This is a genomic window from Nonomuraea sp. NBC_00507 (genome assembly GCF_036013525.1).
In the GTDB taxonomy this organism is placed as follows: Bacteria; Actinomycetota; Actinomycetes; order Streptosporangiales; family Streptosporangiaceae; genus Nonomuraea.
The window spans coordinates 8,335,612-8,352,696 of record NZ_CP107853.1 but is presented as its reverse complement, the minus strand read 5'-3'; the positions used below and the strand labels follow the sequence as shown (position 1 = coordinate 8,352,696).

Here is a 17,085-nt window from a genome sequence, read left to right as displayed (position 1 = left end):
CGTCATCCGTCATGCCGTCTTTAACACCATTTTTCCTGCTATGACCTGAATGCGGGAGTTCAGATGAAGAAGATCACCGCCTGCCTGAGCGTCGCCGCCCTGGCCACGGCCGTCGCCGCGTGCGGATCGTCCTCCGGCTCGGGGGAGGAGTCCGGCACGATCACCCTCAGGGTCCAGGGCATGCCGCCGGCGACCGACAAGCCGGGGCTGGCCGCGTTCGAGAAGATGGTCGCCGACTTCGAGAAGCAGAACCCCGGCATCGCCGTCGAAGGCTCCTCGGCCGCCTTCGACCCGCTGACGTTCTCCGCCAAGCTGGCCGGCGGCAAGGTCGAAGACGTGATCAAGGTGCCGCTCACCGAGCCGCAGGGGCTGATCGCCCGCAAGCAGGTCAGGCCGCTGACCGCGGAGCTGGGCAAGTGGCCGCACTACAAGGAGTTCAACCCGCAGGTGTTGCGGCCGCTGAGCGACTCGGCCGGCGAGGTGTACGGCGTGCCCCAGTCTCCCTTCGCGATGGGGCTCGTCTACAACCGGGAGCTGTTCGAGAAGGCCGGCCTCGATCCCGGCAAGCCGCCGGTGACCTGGGAGGAGGTGCGGGCCCACGCCAAGCTGATCGCGGAGAGGACCGGCAAGAGCGGGTTCGTGCACGAGTCCAAGAACAACCAGGGCGGCTGGCAGCTCACGAAGCTGACCTACACCTTCGGCGGAGAGATGGAGAAGCAGGACGGCGACAAGTGGGTGGCGGCCTTCAATGCCGATCCGGCCAAGCAGGCGCTGACCCTGCTCAAGGAGATGCGCTGGACCGACGACTCCATGGGCGACAACCAGCTCAACGACCAGAACGACGTGATCAAGCGGTTCGCCGCCGGTGAGATCGGGATGTACATGGGCACTCCCGGCACGTACCGGCTGGCCAAGATGACCTATGGCATGCGTAACACCGACGCGTTCGGCATCGGGCCGCTTCCGCAGGCGGGCGGGAACGCCACGCTGACCGGCGGCGACGTCTACATGGTGCCCAAGTCGGCCTCCGCCCAGAAGACGGCCGCGGCCGTGAAGTGGCTGCTGTTCGCCTACGCCCAGCCGCAGTACGACACCGGCGCCGCTGCTGAGCGGGCCAAGGCGCTGGCGGCCGACCCGAACGCCGCCGTGGGCGTGCCGACGCTGCCGATGTTCAACGAGGCCCGGCAGGCCGAGATCGACGCAGCCGTCAAGCCGTACGTGAACGTCAAGCTCGAGCACTTCCGGCCATGGATCGAAGGGACCCCCAAGCTGCAGCTCCGCGCCGAACCGCCGGTGCAGGCCCAGGCCGTCTACGCGGTGCTCGACAGTGTGGTGCAGGCCGTGCTGACCGACCGGGACGCCGACGTCAGCGCCCTGCTCACCAAGGCCGAAGCGGACGTGAACGCCAAGCTGGCCGCGAGCCGGCAGTGACCGTCGCCCCGCACCTCGTCCGCCGCCGGCCGGCGGTGACCGTCGGGGCCCCTGCCAAGAGGCGGGGGAGCTCCGTCATGGCGTTCCTCTTCCTCGTCCCGGCCTTCGTCGCCTTCGGCGTGTTCTCCTACTGGCCGATGATCCGGGGACTGCTGATCTCCTTCCAGGAGACGAACCTGGTCGACCCGGCCACGTGGGTGGGGCTGGACAACTTCACCGCGCTCGCCCGGGATCCGCTGCTCTTTACGGCCATCGCCAACACTCTGCTGTTCGTCGGGCTCGGCCTGCTCATCGGGTTCCCGGCGCCGCTGATCCTGGCCACGGTCATGTCGACCGTGCGCAAGGGCGCAGGGGTCTACCGGTTCCTCGTCTACCTGCCGGTGGTGATCCCGCCGGTGGTGGCGATCCTGCTGTGGAAGTGGTTCTACGACCCGGGGCACGGCCTGTTCAACGAACTGCTGGGTCTGGTGGGCGTGGGCCCGTTCCCGTGGCTGGAGTCGCCCAGGACCGCGATGCTCAGCCTGGTCATCCAGTCCACCTGGGCCTGGATGGGCAGCACGGTCCTCATCTACCTCGCCGCCCTGGTCACCATCCCCGCCGAACTCTACGAGGCGGCGCAGATGGACGGCGCGTCGATCGCGCGCCGGCTGTGGCACATCACCCTGCCTCAGCTCCGCCCCACGATCGGCCTGCTGCTGCTTCTCCAGCTGGTCAGCACCACCCAGGTGTTCACCGAGCCCTTCGTGTTCACCGGCGGCGGCCCGGAGGACAGCACTCTCACGATCCTCCTGCTGATCTTCAGGTACGCCTTCCGTGACGGCGCCTACGGCCAGGCCGCCGCGCTCGCCTTCCTCCTGGCGATCTTCCTCGGCCTGATGTCCGCGATCTATCTGCGGGCCACCCGCGGCTGGAGTTCCTCATGAGCCTGATCTCCCACGTCGAGGAGCGCCGCCCGGCGGTCAGAGCGGCCGTGCGCACGATCCAATGGCTCACCCTGGCCTTGCTCCTGGTGATCGGCATCGGCCCGCTCTACATGACCGTCAAGGGCGCGGTCTCCCCGGCCACCGACCTGATCGCCAAGCCGCTCGAGCTGTGGCCCGGCGACCCCCGGCCGGAGAACTTCGGCACGGCCTGGAACGACCTGGGCATCGGCCACTACCTGCTCAACACGGTCCAGGTCGTCGGCGGCTCGTGGGCCGTCCAGCTCATCGTCGCGATCACCGCCGGCTACTCCCTGTCGGTCCTGAGACCCGCGCTCGGCAAGCTCATCTACGGCGCGATCCTGGCCACAATGTTCGTCCCCTACACCGTCTCGATGACCAGCCTCTTCCTGACCATCATCGACCTGGGCCTCGTCGACTCCTACTGGTCGATCTGGCTGCCCGCGGGAGCCAGCGCCTTCAACGTGCTGCTGGCCAAACGCTTCTTCGACGCACTGCCGCCGGAGCTCTTCGCCGCCGCCAAGGTCGACGGCGCCAACTCCTGGCAGCTCCTGACCAGGATCGTGCTGCCGATGAGCCGCCCGATCCTGGCCGTCATCAGCCTGATCGCCATCATGCACAGCTGGAAGGACTTCATCTGGCCGCTCGTGGCCATCACCGACCCGGACAAGCAGCCCATCAGCGTGGCCCTGGCCACGCTGGCCGACCAGGCGCCGCAGGACGTCCTGATCGCCAGCATGGCGATGGCACTGGCCCCGCCGGTCCTGCTGTTCCTGGTCTTCCAGAAGTACGTCGTCGCCGGGCTCGGCTTCACCGGCGTCAAAGGCTAATCACGAAAGGCAGAACCCCCCATGCCTGAAGTCTCCCGCCGCGCCCTCCTCCAGGCCGCCGCGCTGACGGGCGCGGCTACCGCGCTCACCGCCACCCCCGCCCAGGCGGACGGCCTGTCGATCTCGGCCGACGGCATCACGCTCGTCGCCGAAGCCGACGGCTCCATCGTGGTCCGCGACGCGTCGGGAGCCGATCGCCTCAGGATCGGCCACTTCATGATCAAGGACAGTGTGCTCGGGCAGCAGCGCACGTTCGGCGGCACGCCGAGCCTGACCACCGTGGACGGGCGCCCCGCTCTCCAGGTGGCCTACAAGATGTCGGCAGGCGCCTCGGCGGTGACCGTGCGCGGCACGTTCACCGTGGCGGCCCGCCGGGCGAGCCTGAGATGGGAGGTGAGCGGCAGCACCACGCTGACCCCCACCGGCTACATGTTCTCCCGCGCGCTGATCGGCACCACCGCGCCGGAGAAATACGTGCCCGCCACCGCCTGGACCAAGGACGCGCGTGGCGGCGTGCCGTACGAGGTCAACGCCGGCTCGCTCTATCAGGAGACCTGGGCGGACACCCGCGCCTACTTCCGGCTGCAGAGCTCCCGGCCGGCCTTCACCAACGCCACCTGGATCCACGCGCCCGCCGGCGGGGACGGGGCGACCCAGGTCGAGCTGGTCTTGGGCGACCTGCGGCCCGCCGCCGCGAACGCGGTGGCGACGGCCGCGCCCATCGGCGTGGACGTCTGGAGCGACCAGCCCTTCGGCCTCTACGAGCCGGGCGCCGCCATGGCCGTCAACGCCCAGGTGGTCAACGGCGGCGCCACGCCCAAGCCGGTGACGCTCACCTGGTGGGCCCGCGACTTCAACGGCGCCCTGCTCGGCGGCGGCCGCCTCGAGCGGACCGTGGCGCCCAGCGGCGCCTGGACCGAGGCGCTCACCGTGCCAGGGGTCTCGCAGGGCGTCGTGTTCGTCGAGGTCAAGGCCACCTCCGGCGGCGAGGAGGCGTTCGCGCGCACCAACCTGGCCACGCTGAAACCGCACACCTACAAGCGCGAGGGCATCTTCGGCATCTCCAACTACACCTGGCTGCTCGTCCCGGACAAGGAGCAGGTCGGCCGGCTGATGCAGAAGATCGGCGTCAAGTGGGTGCGCATCGCCTACGACGGCGCGCCGGGCATCCCGCCCGCCGAACTCGACGCCCTGGGCATCGGGCACAACATCCAGCTCGGCGGGGTGATCTATAACGGCACGGCGGAGCAGATCGCCGCCTGGGCGGACGACCGCGCCAGGATCGCCCGCGAGTCCGGCGCGGCCTACTTCGAGGTGGCCAACGAGCTGAACCAGCCCTGGATGTCGGGCCAGAAGGCCGCCGAGTACGTGCGCGACGGCCTGAAGCCGATCCACGACCGGCTCAAGGACTCCGGCATCAAGCTGATGAACTGTGGCCTCGGCGGCATGGACTACCGCTGGACCGCGAACTTCCACGCGGCAGGCGGCTGGGGCCTGATCGACGTCTTCGCCTTCCACCCGGGACGCGGCAACTTCACCGCCGACTACGCGCCGCCGCCGGAGGAGTGGGAGCAGGGCTCCAACGGCACGTACTGGAACTTCCTCGGCTCGTTGCGCAAGGCCAGGCAGACGCTGGAGGAGTACGGCGGGGACAAGGAGCTGTGGCTGACCGAGGCCTACGCCTGCACCCGGCCCAACGCCTGGTGGAACGACACGATCCGGCAGGCGGCCGAGAACACGCTCCTGCAGCTCGCCCTCTGCCTGTCGGAAGGGGTGGACGGGGTCAACTGGTACCAGCCGCACGACAGCACCATCCATCACCCGCAGGAGGCGGACCCGAACAACGTCGAATACCACCACGGGCTGCTGAACCGCGACACCAGCGCCAAACCCACCCTGCTCGCCTTCGCCACGGCCACCCGCCACCTGGAGGGCGCCACCTTCAAACGCTGGGTCTCCTTCCCCGACCCCGACCTGAAGGGCCTGCTGTTCGACACTCCGCGCGGCAAGCTGGCCGTCCTGTGGAGCCGTAAGGACGGCTACATCCTCAACGCCGACCACGGCGAGGGGCAGTGGTACCCGCATCCCGAAGCCTGGGAGGACCACTGGCCCACCAAGACCCCCGTGACGCTGAAGACCTGCGGGCCTACCGTCCGGGAGATCGACTGCATCGGCCAGGAACGCACGATCACCGCCGCCGGGCGCCGCGCCAAGATCACCCTGGACGGGGCCCCGCGCCTCTACTACGGGCTGGAGCTATGAGATCGGAATCCGTCTCCCATGACGTGACCGTGGTCGGCGGCGGTCTGGCCGGCGTCAACGCCGCCGTCGCCGCGGCCCGGCTGGGCCGTACGGTCGCCCTGATCACCAACAGGCCCGTGCTGGGCGGCAACTCCAGCAGCGAGGTGCGGGTCTGGGTGGTCGGCGCGACCGGGCACGGCAAGAACCACAACGCCCGCGAGGGCGGCATCATGGGCGAGCTCTTCCTGGAGAACCAGTACCGCAACCCGCACGGCAACCCCTATTTCTGGGACACGACCGTCCTCGACCTCGTGCGGCAGGAGCCGAACATCGCGCTCTACCTCAACACCGACGTCCGGGAGGTGTCGTGCCCGGACGGGCAGATCAGCTCCGTGACCGGCTGGATGATGGGCTCAGAACGACTGATCACCTTCGAGTCGCCGATCTTCCTGGACTGCACCGGCGACGGGCTGGTCGGCCACCTCGCCGGTGCCCGCCACCGGATAGGCCGTGAGGGGCGTGCGGAGTACGGCGAGCCGTGGGCACCCGAGACGCCCGACGACATCACGCTCGGCAGCACGCTGCTCTTCTACACCAAGGACGCCGGCGAGCCGGTGCGTTACGTCCCGCCGAGCTTCGCCAAGGACATCACCGGGACCTCGATCCCCGAGCGGCGCATCATCAGGGCGGGCGACAACGGCTGCGCCTACTGGTGGATCGAGTTCGGCGGCGAGCTGGACAGCGTGCACGACAACGACCGCATCCGCGACGAGCTGTGGTCGGTCATCTACGGCATCTGGGACTACATCAAGAACTCCGGAAGGTTCGACGCCGACACGATGACCCTGGAGTGGGTGGGGTCGCTGCCCGGCAAGCGGGAATACCGCCGCCTCCTCGGCGACTACGTGCTCACCCAGCACGACGTGCTGGCCCAGACGCCCTTCGAGGACCGGATCGCCTTCGGCGGGTGGTCGATCGACCTGCACCCGCCGCAGGGCATGTACGCGAAGGAGGACGGCGCCAAGCAGCGCTTTGCCGACGGGATCTATCACCTCCCTTACCGGTCCATCTACTCGCAGAACGTGCCCAACCTGCTCATGGCGGGGCGGAACATCTCGGCGTCGCACGTGGCGTTCGGCTCGACCAGGGTGATGGCCACCTGCGCCACGATCGGCCAGGCGGCCGGCACGGCGGCCGCGCTCTGCGTGGCCGGCGGTGTCCCGCCTCGGGAGCTCGACGTGCGCGACCTGCAGACGACCCTCTTGCGGGAGGACGGTTCGATCATCGGCCTGCCGTACGAGGATCCCTCGGACCTCTCTCGTACGGCCACCGCCTCCGCGTCGAGCACGTTGTCCCGGTTCGAGGTGGAGACCTCCGACGAGCCCTGGCCGCTGGAGGCGGACGCCGGGTTGATCCTGCCCGTCGACCCGGCCCTGGACGCGGTGGAGTTCCTGCTCGACGCGGCCGCCGGGACCGAACTGGTCGTGGATCTCTACGATCCGGTGCTGGGCCAGAACTACGTGCCGCGGGAGCTGATCGCCACGCATGCCGTCCCGGTGGCGCCGGGCAAGAACCAGTGGGTCCGCGTGGACCTGTCCTTTCAGCCGGGCCGGGCCCAGAACGCGTTCCTGCTGATCCACGCGAACCCCGACGTCGCCCTCCATGTCGCCGACCGGCCCACCCCCGGCGTGCTCTGCCTGACCCGGGTACCGCTGCGCCCCCGGGACGAGGCGCCCCAACTGCTGCGGGAGTGGTCCGACGCGGGTCTGCTGCGCCGGACGTTCTGCTTCCGGAGCGGCCCGACAGAGGCCTTCGCACCGTCCAGGGCGCTCGACGGCTTCCAGCGTCCGCACGCGGGACCTCACATGTGGGTGTCGGACACCCTCCCCGCCACCCTCGAGCTGTCCTGGCCGTCGCCGGTGACGATCGGCCGCGTCGACGTCCTGGCCGACGACGACGTGAACGAGGACCTGATCAACCTGCACCACCACCGCACGCCGTTCGAGGTCATGCCGACGCTGGTCCGCGACTACCGGCTGGAGGTGCGGCAGGACGGGGGCTGGCGGGCGGTGTCCGAGGTACGCGCCAACCGGCGCCGCCGCAACGTCCACGACGTGGAGCCGGTCACCACCGACGCGCTGAGGATCGTGGTGGACACCAGCAACGGCACGCCGTTCGCCCATGTCGTGGCGGTGCGCGTATATGAGTAGACGCATGAGACGTGTCCTGGTCACCGGGGCCGCCGGCCGTATCGGCCGGGCCGTCCTCGACCTGCTGGATCAGCGGGGGGTCGCGGCCAACGTCCTCGTGCTGGAGGACCCCGCGGACCTGAAGGCCGAGCTGGTCGTCGAGGGCACCGCGACGGACCCGCATGCCGTACGGGCAGCCCTTGAAGAAGCTGACGCGGTCATCCATCTCGCGGCGATCCCCACGCCCGAACGCCATCCGGCCGAGGAGGTCTTCGCCACCAACACGCAGGCCACCTACACCGTGCTGGAACAGGCCGGCCAGGCGGGGATCAAGCGCGTGTGCACGGCCAGCAGCACGGCGATCTCGGGTCTGCCGTTCGCCGCGCGCACCCTCCACCCGCCGTACGTACCGGTGGACGAGGAGCAGCCGTCCCGGCCGGAGGATCCTTACGCGCTGTCCAAGCAGGCCGACGAGCTGACCGCCCAGATGATGGCGCGGCGCTACGGCATGTCGGTGGTCGCCCTGCGCCTGCCGTACGTCGGCGGCTTCGACGAGCGCCTGCGCGACTTCGCGGGCAGGTGCGAGCTGGATCCCGGCCTGCACGCGGCCGGTCTGTGGGCCTACCTCGAAACGCGGGACGCGGCCCGGGCGTGCCTGCTCGCCCTCGAGCCGGACGGCTTCCATGTCATCACCGTGGCCGCCCCGGAAACCCTGGTCTCCCACCCCACCGAGGATCTGCTCCGCCGGTTCCACCCCACGACCGAGATCCGCCGCCCCCTCCCCGGCCGCACGGTCCCCCTGAACCTGGCCAAGGCCACGACCGTTCTCGGCTTCAGCGCGGAATTCCGCGTGTGACGCAGGCGGGGCTCTCCTCGTGCTTGCCTCATCACCGCTCTCTCTGTTAGATATATCTATCAGATAGAAGGGAGTGGTCGATGGCGCGACGAGATCAGACGGAAATGGCGGTCCTGGGTGCGCTGAGCATGCAGCCGATGACGGCGTACGCCCTGCGCGAGGCCATCAGGGAAGTGCTCGGCCATTTCTGGAGCGAGAGTTTCGGCCAGATCTACCCCACGCTCAACGCCCTGGAACAGGACGGGCACGTCCGGCGCCAGGAGGGCCCGCGCGCCGGATCGTCGATCTTCCAGATCACCGATTCCGGCCTGGCCCGCCTGCGTGACCTGCTGAACGAGCCCATCAAGGCGGCGCCGCCGCGCAACGGGCTCCTGCTGCGCCTGTTCTTCGGCCGGCACCTCGGCGTGCGCCGCTGCCGCGAACTGCTCCAGGATGCCAAGGCCGACGCCGAACGGCGGCTGGCCGAATACGACGCCCTGACGCGCACGGTCGCCGATGAGGACCGCGACTCCCCGCACCTGCCCTACACGCTCATGACGATCTCGGCCGGCCGGCACGGCGCCGAGGCGGCCGTCGCCTGGGCCGAGGAGGCCCTGGCGGTGCTCGGCACTCTTCCCGGGAACGGAGACCCCCAGTGACCGCCGTCATCCAGGCCCGATCGGTTACAGGCCCCTCGCGCCTGCGCGCTCGCGTCAACTTCGCGATCTTCGCCATCGTCGTCGTGGGCGGCGGCTGGCTGTTCGCCGCCTGGGACCGGGCCACCGGCCAGTTGTCCGGCACCGCCGACACGACCTCCACGAGCGGCAGCACGGCAGGACAGGGCCTGTGGTTGCTGGCCCCCGCGCTGACCGCCCTCGCCCTCCACTTCCTCAGCAAGGACGGGGCCGGGCCGCTGGGCCTGACGTTACGGTTCCCCGGGCGCGTGCGCTGGTTCGCCTTCGCTCTCGCGCTGTTCCCCATGGCGGCCGCCCTCTGCGTGGCGATCGCGACCGCGACCGGCGCCGCGACGTTCTCCCTCGCCCCCTCGCCCGGGAAGCCGGCTCTGGCCGAGGCGATCGTCGCCGCGCTCGGCTTCCTCCTGATCAAGAACGTGCTGGAGGAATTCATTTTCCGCGGGTACGCCACCCGCACCGCCATGGCCCTCGGCCTGCCCGGACTCGCACCGCACGCGCTCGTCGGCCTGTTGTGGGGACTATGGCACCTGCCGCTCTACCTGGTGTGGATGCGGCCCGCGGACTTCGACGCGACCACGAGTCTGCCCTGGCCGTGGTTCCTGCCGTGGTTCCTCGTCGGCATCGTGGCGCTGGCCGTCCTGTACGGCGAGCTGCGGCTGCGTACCGGCTCCATCTGGCCCGGCGTGGCCCTGCACACGGTGAGCAACGCGCTCTCGACGCCCCTCCTGCTCCACGGCCACCTGCGCCTCGAGGGTCACGCGGACGCCTGGTTCGGGATCGCGCCCCACGCGATCACCTCAATGGTGATCTTCGGCGGTCTCGGCCTCGTTCTCTACCGTCGTCGCATCGCCGAATGATCCTGAAAGAATCCTAAAGAAACTTTACTGAGAGTTGAAGGGCTGTGATACTCGCCGACCAAGAACCCTCCGAGAAAGAGGATCACATGACCGGACGAGTCATCATCGTCGTCTTAGGACTGCTTGCCGCGCTGGCGCCCGCGGTCCCCGCCGCCGCGGCCGACCCGCCCGTGACACTGGTCGGCCAGGCGTCCCTGCGCTGCCTCACCGTCCAGAGCGTCAGCACCGAACCCGGCGCCAAGGTGATCGTGTGGGACTGCAACCGCAAGATCAACCAGGAATGGACCTACACCGACGCTCAGGAACTGCGCGTCTACAGCGGCAGTGACGTCAAGTGCCTCGACGTCCAGGGCCGAAGCACCGCGCCCGGCGCCACCGTGCAGACCTGGAACTGCACGGGGGCCACCAACCAGAAATGGACCCTCAACGCCAACGGGACCATCACCGGCCACCAATCGGGCCTGTGCCTGGACGTCACCGGCGGCGGCGTCAGCCCCAACGGCACCGAGGTGAAGATCCAGACCTGCACGACCGGGGCGAACCAGAAGTGGGCCCGGCCCCTGGCCGATCTCCCCGCCGGCGTGTACTTCCAGGACCCGGGACCCTGACCGGCTGGAACAGCTTCCCGCAGAAGCCGCAGAAGCAGGGCGTGCTGCGCACGGTCACCAGCCCTGTGTTCAAGGGGACCACCGCCATCGAGGCCAGGCAGACCTACGTCAACGAGGGCGGCGGATACCACTCCGAGACCGTCCAGCACCGGACCCAGGCCGTGGGCCAGGACCGTTACTACGGCCAGGCCATCTACCTGCCGCCGACCTGGCAGTTCCACAACCAGAACGTCACTTTCCAGCAGTGGTCGCCCGAGGACCCCGAGGGCCCGTGGGAGCTGATGTTCGTCCAGAACGACGAGATCAGAATCGGCGGCTCCGGCGGCTTCTCCGCCACCCTCGGCAAGATCACGAATCTGCGGGGGACGTGGATCAGGATCGTCACCCGCCTCAAGTTCCACGCCACCGACGGCGCCTTCGAGGTCTGGATCAACGGCCAGAAGACGTGGAGCCGTACCGGGGTCACGGTGTTGCCCAAGACGTCGCAGACCATCCGATGGTCGTCGGGCATCTACTGCACCGGCTGGCGTGAGGGCACGCCGAGCGGGCAGAGCGTCCTGTCGGTCTACCACGATCACGCCAGGATCGCCTCCTCCTACGCGCTCGCGGAGCCGGCCAACTGGTGACGCCGCCCATGATGCGGGCGGCCGGAAAATGCCGGGCGTAGGCGGGAATCGCCGTGATAGGGGTGGGGGATGACGGAGCGAGCGAGCGCACTTGACCGGGTGCTCAGGCAGGCGGGCGGACCCGAGATCCTGGACGTCCTGTCCGAACGCCTGTCCGGCGCCGACCTGACCACGCTGCTGCTGGAGGTGATGCGCCGCCGCGCCCGGGCGCTCTCTCCGGCCGACGTGCTGCGCCGCTACGGCCAGGACCGCTTCGTCGCCCCCGCCCCGATTCCGTTCGGCAGGCTGCGGCACGCGGAGGACGCCGTGTTGTCGGCGCTGCCCGATGACGTCGAGGTGGTCACGCTCGCGCCGGTGGCGCCGCTCGGCGCCTGCTCGGCGGTCGGCCCGGTGGACCAGAACAAGGTCGTCTCCACCATCAGGAGCACCGAGGTCGCCGCCGACCCCACCAACGCGCTCGCCCTGGAGGCGGCCGTGCGTCGCCGGGCCGCCTCAGGGTCCGAGCCGGTACGGCTGGCCGCGCTGCAACGCGTCACCCGCGCCCAGCGCTTCGAAGGCGCCGCCTTCTTCGCGCACTTCACCCTGTTCGCGCTGGTGACGGCGGGTCGGGACACCGGCGACCTGGCGTTCGAGCGGCGCCACGCGGCCGAGCACCTGGCCATCCTCTCCGAGGCCGTACGCGCCTGCGGGATCCCGGATCCCGAGGCGCGGGTCACGGTCCTGGACGAACGCTTCGAGCGCGTGGCCGCGCCGCTCGGCGCGAAACCCGACCCGGACAGGGAGAGTGGCCGGGGTTACTACACCGGCCTGTGTTACAAGATCTACGGCGACGGGCTGGAGGTCGGCGACGGCGGGTTCGTCGATTGGACGGCCCGCCTGCTCGGCAACCGCAAGGAACGCCTGCTGATCAGCGCGCTCGGCGTCGACCGGCTCGCCTGAGCCCGGTGCCCGGGCCTGAGCTCAGGGGCGGGCGCGCTCGGCGGCCAGTTGCTGCTCCAGACGCACTTTCTTCGGCACGCACATCCGCCATGCCTCCAGCACCAGCTCACGCATCTCCGCGACGTCGAGCGCGGCCAGGCGCACCACCACCCAGTTGAAGCGCAGATCCGACTCCCTCGGCATGAGGAACTTGTCCGGCTCGGCCGCCACCAGCGCCTCGCGCTCCTCCTTGGGGAAGCCGAAGCCCATGAGCGTCTCGTCCCGCGAGAATGCCACGTAGACGATCTGGCCGACGCGGAACTTCACCCGGTCCCTGATGAGGTGCTCCGACGAGCGCGGAAGCGTGCGCGTGAACTGTCGTACATCGTCGACTGTGACCACGCGGCCACGTTACCGGTTGCCCTCGGCGGCCGAAATGTCGGCGAGCGCTGAGTTCGGGTCGGGCTCGAGCGCGAGGTCGCCGAGACTGACGGTGCCGACGGCTTCCGCACAGACAGCAACCATGGCGACGAAGTCCCCGTGATACGCGACTAGCGGCGGCGTACGGCGTGCGAGCGCATCAGCGCGGCGGCGACGGACACAGGCTGGTCACCCTCGATCGTCGCCGGGTGGCTGGTCATCACGTCCGCCACGGTCTTCGCCATGGAATGCCTCTTGTAGGTCGGTCGGGCCGACCCCCTGCCCGGGCGCATGGGCGACTCACGTATGGAGGCTCTTGGCCGCCAGGCGGATCTCGTCGAGCAGCACGGCCAGGTCCCGCTCGGTGGTGTCCGGGTGCAGGAAGCAGGCCCGCAACGTCTCGCGGCCGCTCAGCCGGGTGCCGGTGAGGAACGCGTTCCCGCGGGCCTGGACCGCGCCGGGGATCGCCCGGTTGAGCGCGTCCAGCCCGTCGCCGTCGTGCGGGCGGTAGCGGAAGGCCGTGATCGACGTGGTGACCGGGGCGAGCAGCTCGAAGTCGGCGGCCTGCTCGACCATGGCGGCGAGCGTGCGGGCCAGGCCCGCCGTGTGGTTCACCAGGCTCACGATGCCGGAGCGGCCGAGGTGGGACAGGGTGGCCCAGCTCTTCAGCGCGCGGAACGGCCGGGTCTGCTCGGGCCCGTACTCGGCGAACCAGCCCAGCTCGCCGGCGTTGTCGTCGACCAGGTAGGACGGCACCAGGCTGAACGCGGCCCGCGCCGCCGCCGGGTCGCGCAGCAGCGCGCACCCGCAGCCCACCGGCACGCCCAGCCACTTGTGCGGGTCCAGCGCGAGGGAGTCGGCCCGCTCCAGACCCGCATAGTGGGCGGCGGCGCCGTCGGCCAGGATGCCGAGCGCGCCGTAGGCGCCGTCCACGTGGAACCAGAGCCCGTGCTCGGCGGCCACGTCGGCGATCTCGCCGAGCGGGTCGACGGCACCGGAGTTGACGGTGCCCGCACTGCCCGCCACGCAGAACGGCCGCAGCCCCGCCTGGAGGTCCTCGGCCACCATGGCGCGCAGCGCGGACACGTCCATCCGGTACGCGGCGTCCACCGGCACCGTGCGCACGTGCCGCGCCCCCAGGCCGAGCAGCTGGGCGGCCTTGTGCAGGCAGCTGTGGCCTTCCTCGGTGACGTACATGACCATGGGTGGCCGCCCGGACAGCCCCTCCTCGCGGGCGTCCCAGCCGTCGGCGAGCGCGGCCCGCTGGCGGGCGGCGGCCAGGCAGATCACCGTGGCCATCGACGCCCCGCTGGTGAGCAATCCGCCGCCGGGCCGATGCGGGAACCCGACCAGCTCGGCCAGCCACCGCACCACCGCCCGCTCCAGGTGCGGCCCGGCATGGTCGCCGCCGGCGCAGCTGGGGTTGAGCGCGGCGGCCAGCGGCTCGATGAGCACACCTGCCGGGTTGGGCGGGGAGTTGACCCAGCCGAAGAAGCGGGGGTGGCCGTTGCCCATCGGGTGCGGCAGCACGTGCGTGCGGGTGTCCTCGAGCAGCTCGTCCAGCGGGCGCCCCGTTTCGGGCAGCTCCTGGTCGCTCAGCCAGGCACGGTCCGCGGCCGGCACCGGCCGCCAGACAGGCCGGTCTGTGACGCCCGCCAGGTGCCCGGCCACGATCGCGGCCGCTTTCGCACCGGCCGCACCCAGGTCCTCGCCGCCGGCGCCGGACGCCACACGCAAGTCCTCGCCGCCGGTGCCGTTCGCCGGGCGCAGGTCATTCATCGAGGGGTTCCTTCCGTGGTTCGTGGTGCCCGGCGCCGCCCAGCTCCATGGCCAGGTAGTAAACGCAGTCGACGGCGCCGTCGTTGGCGAAGGCGTGGCGGCAGTCGCCCGGGTAGTAGACGGCGTCGCCGGTGTCGAGCACGTACGCCCTGCCGTTGATGGTCAGCCGCAGGCTGCCGTGCTCCACCGCGAGGTATTCCCGCGACCCCGGCGCGTGCGGCTCGAACTCGCCCGCGTCCACGCCCGGCCCGATGGTCGTGCGCATGAACTCGAACTCCACGTCGCTGATCACCGGTGACAGCACCCGACGCTCCCAGCCCGACGGGTCACGCAGCACCCGCTGCTCGCCGTGGCGCAGCACCCGCATCGCGCCGTGCGCCGGCTCGTCGAGCAGCCGCGCGATCGACGTGCCGAGCGCCGTGGCCAGCCGGTCGAGCACCAGCACGGTCGGCGTCTTGGCGCCGCGCTCGACGTCCGACACCATGCTCCTGCTGATGCGGCTCAGCTCGGCCAGCCGCTCGATCGACAACCCGCGCGCCCGCCGCTCGCCGCGGATCCGCTGTCCCAGCTCGGCCATCGACAGGCCGGTGGACAGGACCCCTTCGCCGTCCATTCCTCCACTATAGCGGTGTCTTGTCCGCTACAGCGGAGGGGTGCTCCTCACGGTAGGCGGCCAGCACCTGCTTGCGGCGCTTGGCCGGCAGGCGGTCGATGTAGAGGTGGCCGTCGAGGTGGTCGGTCTCGTGCTGCAGGCAGCGCGACAGCAGCCCGGTGCCCTCCACCGTGACCGGCTGCCCGGCGGCGTCGTAGCCGTGCACGGTGGCGTGGTCGGGGCGGGGGAGCGGCGCGTACTGGCCGGGGACCGACAGGCAGCCCTCGTCCCCGGCGTCGAGGTGGCGCTCACCGACCTCCGGCAGCTCCAGTGTGGGGTTGACGACGACGCCCTTGTGGTGCTCGCCGTCGGCGTCCGGGCAGTCGTAGACGAACACGCGCAGCGGCACGCCGATCTGGTTGGCGGCCAGGCCCACGCCCTCCGCCGCGTACATGCTCGCGAACATGTCCTCCACCAGCGCCGCCAGCTCGTCGTCGAACCGGGTGACCGGCTCGCACGGGTGATGCAGCACCGGGTCGCCCACATGCACGATCGGCCGGACCTCTCCCACGACCAACGCCTTTCTCAACGTTTGGAAACCTTTCGGCAGCAAGTCTACTGTCTCATATAATAAGACATTTCCTCTTGAATAGTGAGACTCGCGCTAAGGTGATCGGCATCGGAGCCAAACGAAGGAGTTCAGGCGATGGACGCCGTTTACACGCATGGCCACCACGAGTCCGTGTTGCGCTCGCACCGCTGGCGCACGGCGGAGAACTCGGCGGCGTACCTGCTGCCGCACCTGAAGCCGCATATGACGCTCCTGGACGTGGGCAGCGGGCCCGGCACGATCACCGCCGACCTGGCGGGCCTGGTCGGGCACCTGACGGCGTCCGAGGTCACCGCCGAGGCGCTGGACCTGGCGAAGGCCGAGGCGGCCGCCAGGGGGCTGGGCAACGTGGACTTCGCCGTCGCCGACGTGCACGACCTGCCGTACGCCGACGACACCTTCTGCGTCGTGCACGCCCACCAGGTGCTGCAGCATGTGGGCGACCCGGTGCGGGCCCTGCGCGAGATGCGCCGGGTGACCGAGCCGACCGGGTATGTGGCGGCGCGCGACAGCGACTACGCCGCGTTCACCTGGTATCCGCGGGTGCCGGCGCTGGATGAGTGGCTGGAGCTGTATCAGAAGATCGCGCGGGCGAACGGCGGCGAGCCGGACGCCGGGCGGCGGTTGCTGTCGTGGGCCAGGGCCGCGGGCTTCGAGGACGTCACCGCCACCTCCTCCACCTGGTGCTTCGCCACATCGGAAGACCGTGCCTGGTGGGGCGGCATGTGGGCCGAGCGGATCCTGCGCTCTTCCATGGCCGAGCAGGCCTTGGCCACCGGTGCCGCGACGGAGGCCGATCTGCGGCGGATCTCGGACGGGTGGCTGGAGTGGGCGGCCGCCGGCGACGGCTGGCTGTCCATCCTGCACGGCGAGATCCTCTGCCGCGCGTAAGCGCCTGACTCTCAGGGCCGGGCGTGCTCGGGGCGGCGTCGCGTTCAGCGGGCGCCGGAAACCGCCGTGCTCGGCGGGCGCTACAGGCCCAGGGTGCGGGCCCGCTGCCAGTGCGGGTCGCGGTAGAGGACCATGTCGGCTCCGACCATCTCGTCGGGCGCGGACAGCATGGTGATCTCACCCGCGGCCTGCAACTGCAACAGCAGATCGCGGACCCGCGGCCCGACCGGCAACCGCCCGGCAGGCAGCCCGAGACCGGACCGCACCGTATCGGCGATCTCCGACAGCCTGAACGGTCCGTCGAAGCCGGCCACGATCCCGCGCACCACGCTCAGCGTGATCAGGTTCTCGGCCTCGGCGTACGCCAGCTGCCAGGTGACCTGTCTCTTGCGCCGCCCGCTTCCCGCGCAGGACGGGCAGCCGCGCGCCAGGCCCGGCGCCATCTGCTCCTCGGCGGAGCCGAGGCAGGCCGAGCACAGGCCGTTCTCGGCGGCGTGCAGCTCGGCGGTCATGCGTCCGCCGAGCACCACGCCGCAGTCGCAGGCGAACGCCTCACCCAGGATGCCGGCCTGCGGGGAGATCGTATGCTTTGTCACCGAGCCGACTCTACCGGGACGCGGCG

General features: G+C 70.3%; 18 protein-coding genes. 12 read left to right on the top strand and 6 right to left on the bottom strand.

What is annotated here, in order from left to right:
• Nucleotides 1-63: 63 nt before the first annotated feature.
• The 11 genes from OHA25_RS40290 (at nucleotide 64) to OHA25_RS40240 (ending at nucleotide 12,192) form a co-directional block, all read left to right on the top strand.
• Nucleotides 64-1,431 carry an ABC transporter substrate-binding protein gene (locus OHA25_RS40290; protein WP_327582157.1) on the top strand — a complete coding sequence of 456 codons (1,368 nt, stop codon included), beginning with the start codon at nucleotides 64-66 and terminating at the stop codon, nucleotides 1,429-1,431.
• Between the two features lie 77 nt (nucleotides 1,432-1,508).
• Nucleotides 1,509-2,354 carry a carbohydrate ABC transporter permease gene (locus OHA25_RS40285; protein WP_327582156.1) on the top strand — a complete coding sequence of 282 codons (846 nt, stop codon included), beginning with the start codon at nucleotides 1,509-1,511 and terminating at the stop codon, nucleotides 2,352-2,354.
• Nucleotides 2,351-3,202 (top strand): carbohydrate ABC transporter permease, encoded by an 852-nt coding sequence (locus OHA25_RS40280; RefSeq protein ID WP_327582155.1) that lies wholly within the window; start codon nucleotides 2,351-2,353, stop codon nucleotides 3,200-3,202. Before OHA25_RS40285 ends, OHA25_RS40280 begins: the two co-directional genes overlap by 4 nt.
• 21 nt (nucleotides 3,203-3,223) lie before the next feature.
• Entirely contained in the window at nucleotides 3,224-5,464 is a 2,241-nt protein-coding gene (locus OHA25_RS40275; RefSeq protein ID WP_327582154.1) for a hypothetical protein, read from the top strand.
• Nucleotides 5,461-7,653 carry an FAD-dependent oxidoreductase gene (locus OHA25_RS40270; RefSeq protein ID WP_327582153.1) on the top strand — a complete coding sequence of 731 codons (2,193 nt, stop codon included), beginning with the start codon at nucleotides 5,461-5,463 and terminating at the stop codon, nucleotides 7,651-7,653. The genes OHA25_RS40275 and OHA25_RS40270 overlap by 4 nt, the downstream gene beginning before the upstream one ends.
• Before the next feature lie 4 nt (nucleotides 7,654-7,657).
• Nucleotides 7,658-8,488: an NAD-dependent epimerase/dehydratase family protein gene (locus OHA25_RS40265; protein ID WP_327582152.1), complete on the top strand. Its 831-nt coding sequence runs from the start codon at nucleotides 7,658-7,660 to the stop codon at nucleotides 8,486-8,488.
• A gap of 80 nt (nucleotides 8,489-8,568) precedes the next feature.
• Complete coding sequence (locus tag OHA25_RS40260; protein ID WP_327582151.1) at nucleotides 8,569-9,126, top strand: PadR family transcriptional regulator; 558 nt, start codon at nucleotides 8,569-8,571, stop codon at nucleotides 9,124-9,126.
• Complete coding sequence (locus OHA25_RS40255; RefSeq protein WP_327582150.1) at nucleotides 9,123-10,019, top strand: CPBP family intramembrane glutamic endopeptidase; 897 nt, start codon at nucleotides 9,123-9,125, stop codon at nucleotides 10,017-10,019. The genes OHA25_RS40260 and OHA25_RS40255 overlap by 4 nt, the downstream gene beginning before the upstream one ends.
• 86 nt (nucleotides 10,020-10,105) lie before the next feature.
• On the top strand, nucleotides 10,106-10,627 hold the full coding sequence (locus OHA25_RS40250; protein ID WP_327582149.1) for an RICIN domain-containing protein: 522 nt from the start codon (nucleotides 10,106-10,108) through the stop codon (nucleotides 10,625-10,627).
• A gap of 41 nt (nucleotides 10,628-10,668) precedes the next feature.
• Nucleotides 10,669-11,253, top strand: a complete 585-nt coding sequence (locus OHA25_RS40245; RefSeq protein ID WP_327582148.1) for a heparin lyase I family protein — start codon at nucleotides 10,669-10,671, stop codon at nucleotides 11,251-11,253.
• A gap of 69 nt (nucleotides 11,254-11,322) precedes the next feature.
• Nucleotides 11,323-12,192 (top strand): hypothetical protein, encoded by an 870-nt coding sequence (locus OHA25_RS40240; RefSeq protein WP_327582147.1) that lies wholly within the window; start codon nucleotides 11,323-11,325, stop codon nucleotides 12,190-12,192.
• Nucleotides 12,193-12,213: 21 nt separating this feature from the next.
• Here OHA25_RS40240 and OHA25_RS40235 read toward each other — a convergent pair whose 3' ends face one another.
• The 5 genes from OHA25_RS40235 to def form a co-directional block, all read right to left on the bottom strand.
• Nucleotides 12,214-12,573, bottom strand: coding sequence for an MmcQ/YjbR family DNA-binding protein (locus OHA25_RS40235; protein ID WP_327582146.1), 360 nt, complete (start codon nucleotides 12,571-12,573; stop codon nucleotides 12,214-12,216).
• 149 nt (nucleotides 12,574-12,722) lie between these two features.
• Nucleotides 12,723-12,836 carry a CBS domain-containing protein gene (locus OHA25_RS40230; protein ID WP_327582145.1) on the bottom strand — a complete coding sequence of 38 codons (114 nt, stop codon included), beginning with the start codon at nucleotides 12,834-12,836 and terminating at the stop codon, nucleotides 12,723-12,725.
• Nucleotides 12,837-12,891: 55 nt separating this feature from the next.
• Entirely contained in the window at nucleotides 12,892-14,370 is a 1,479-nt protein-coding gene (locus OHA25_RS40225) for a pyridoxal phosphate-dependent decarboxylase family protein (RefSeq protein ID WP_327582144.1), read from the bottom strand.
• A complete protein-coding gene (locus OHA25_RS40220; protein ID WP_327582143.1) occupies nucleotides 14,363-14,983 on the bottom strand; it encodes a helix-turn-helix domain-containing protein in 621 nt (206 codons plus the stop codon). Before OHA25_RS40220 ends, OHA25_RS40225 begins: the two co-directional genes overlap by 8 nt.
• A 7-nt stretch (nucleotides 14,984-14,990) precedes the next feature.
• A complete protein-coding gene (def, locus tag OHA25_RS40215; RefSeq protein WP_327582142.1) occupies nucleotides 14,991-15,551 on the bottom strand; it encodes a peptide deformylase in 561 nt (186 codons plus the stop codon).
• A 117-nt stretch (nucleotides 15,552-15,668) separates the two neighbouring features.
• Between def and OHA25_RS40210 the strand changes: the two genes are divergently transcribed.
• Nucleotides 15,669-16,463, top strand: coding sequence for a class I SAM-dependent methyltransferase (locus OHA25_RS40210; protein ID WP_327582141.1), 795 nt, complete (start codon nucleotides 15,669-15,671; stop codon nucleotides 16,461-16,463).
• Between the two features lie 80 nt (nucleotides 16,464-16,543).
• On the opposite strand, the gene OHA25_RS40205 is transcribed toward OHA25_RS40210, so the two are convergent.
• Nucleotides 16,544-17,059, bottom strand: coding sequence for a hypothetical protein (locus OHA25_RS40205; protein WP_327582140.1), 516 nt, complete (start codon nucleotides 17,057-17,059; stop codon nucleotides 16,544-16,546).
• Nucleotides 17,060-17,085: the final 26 nt, after the last annotated feature.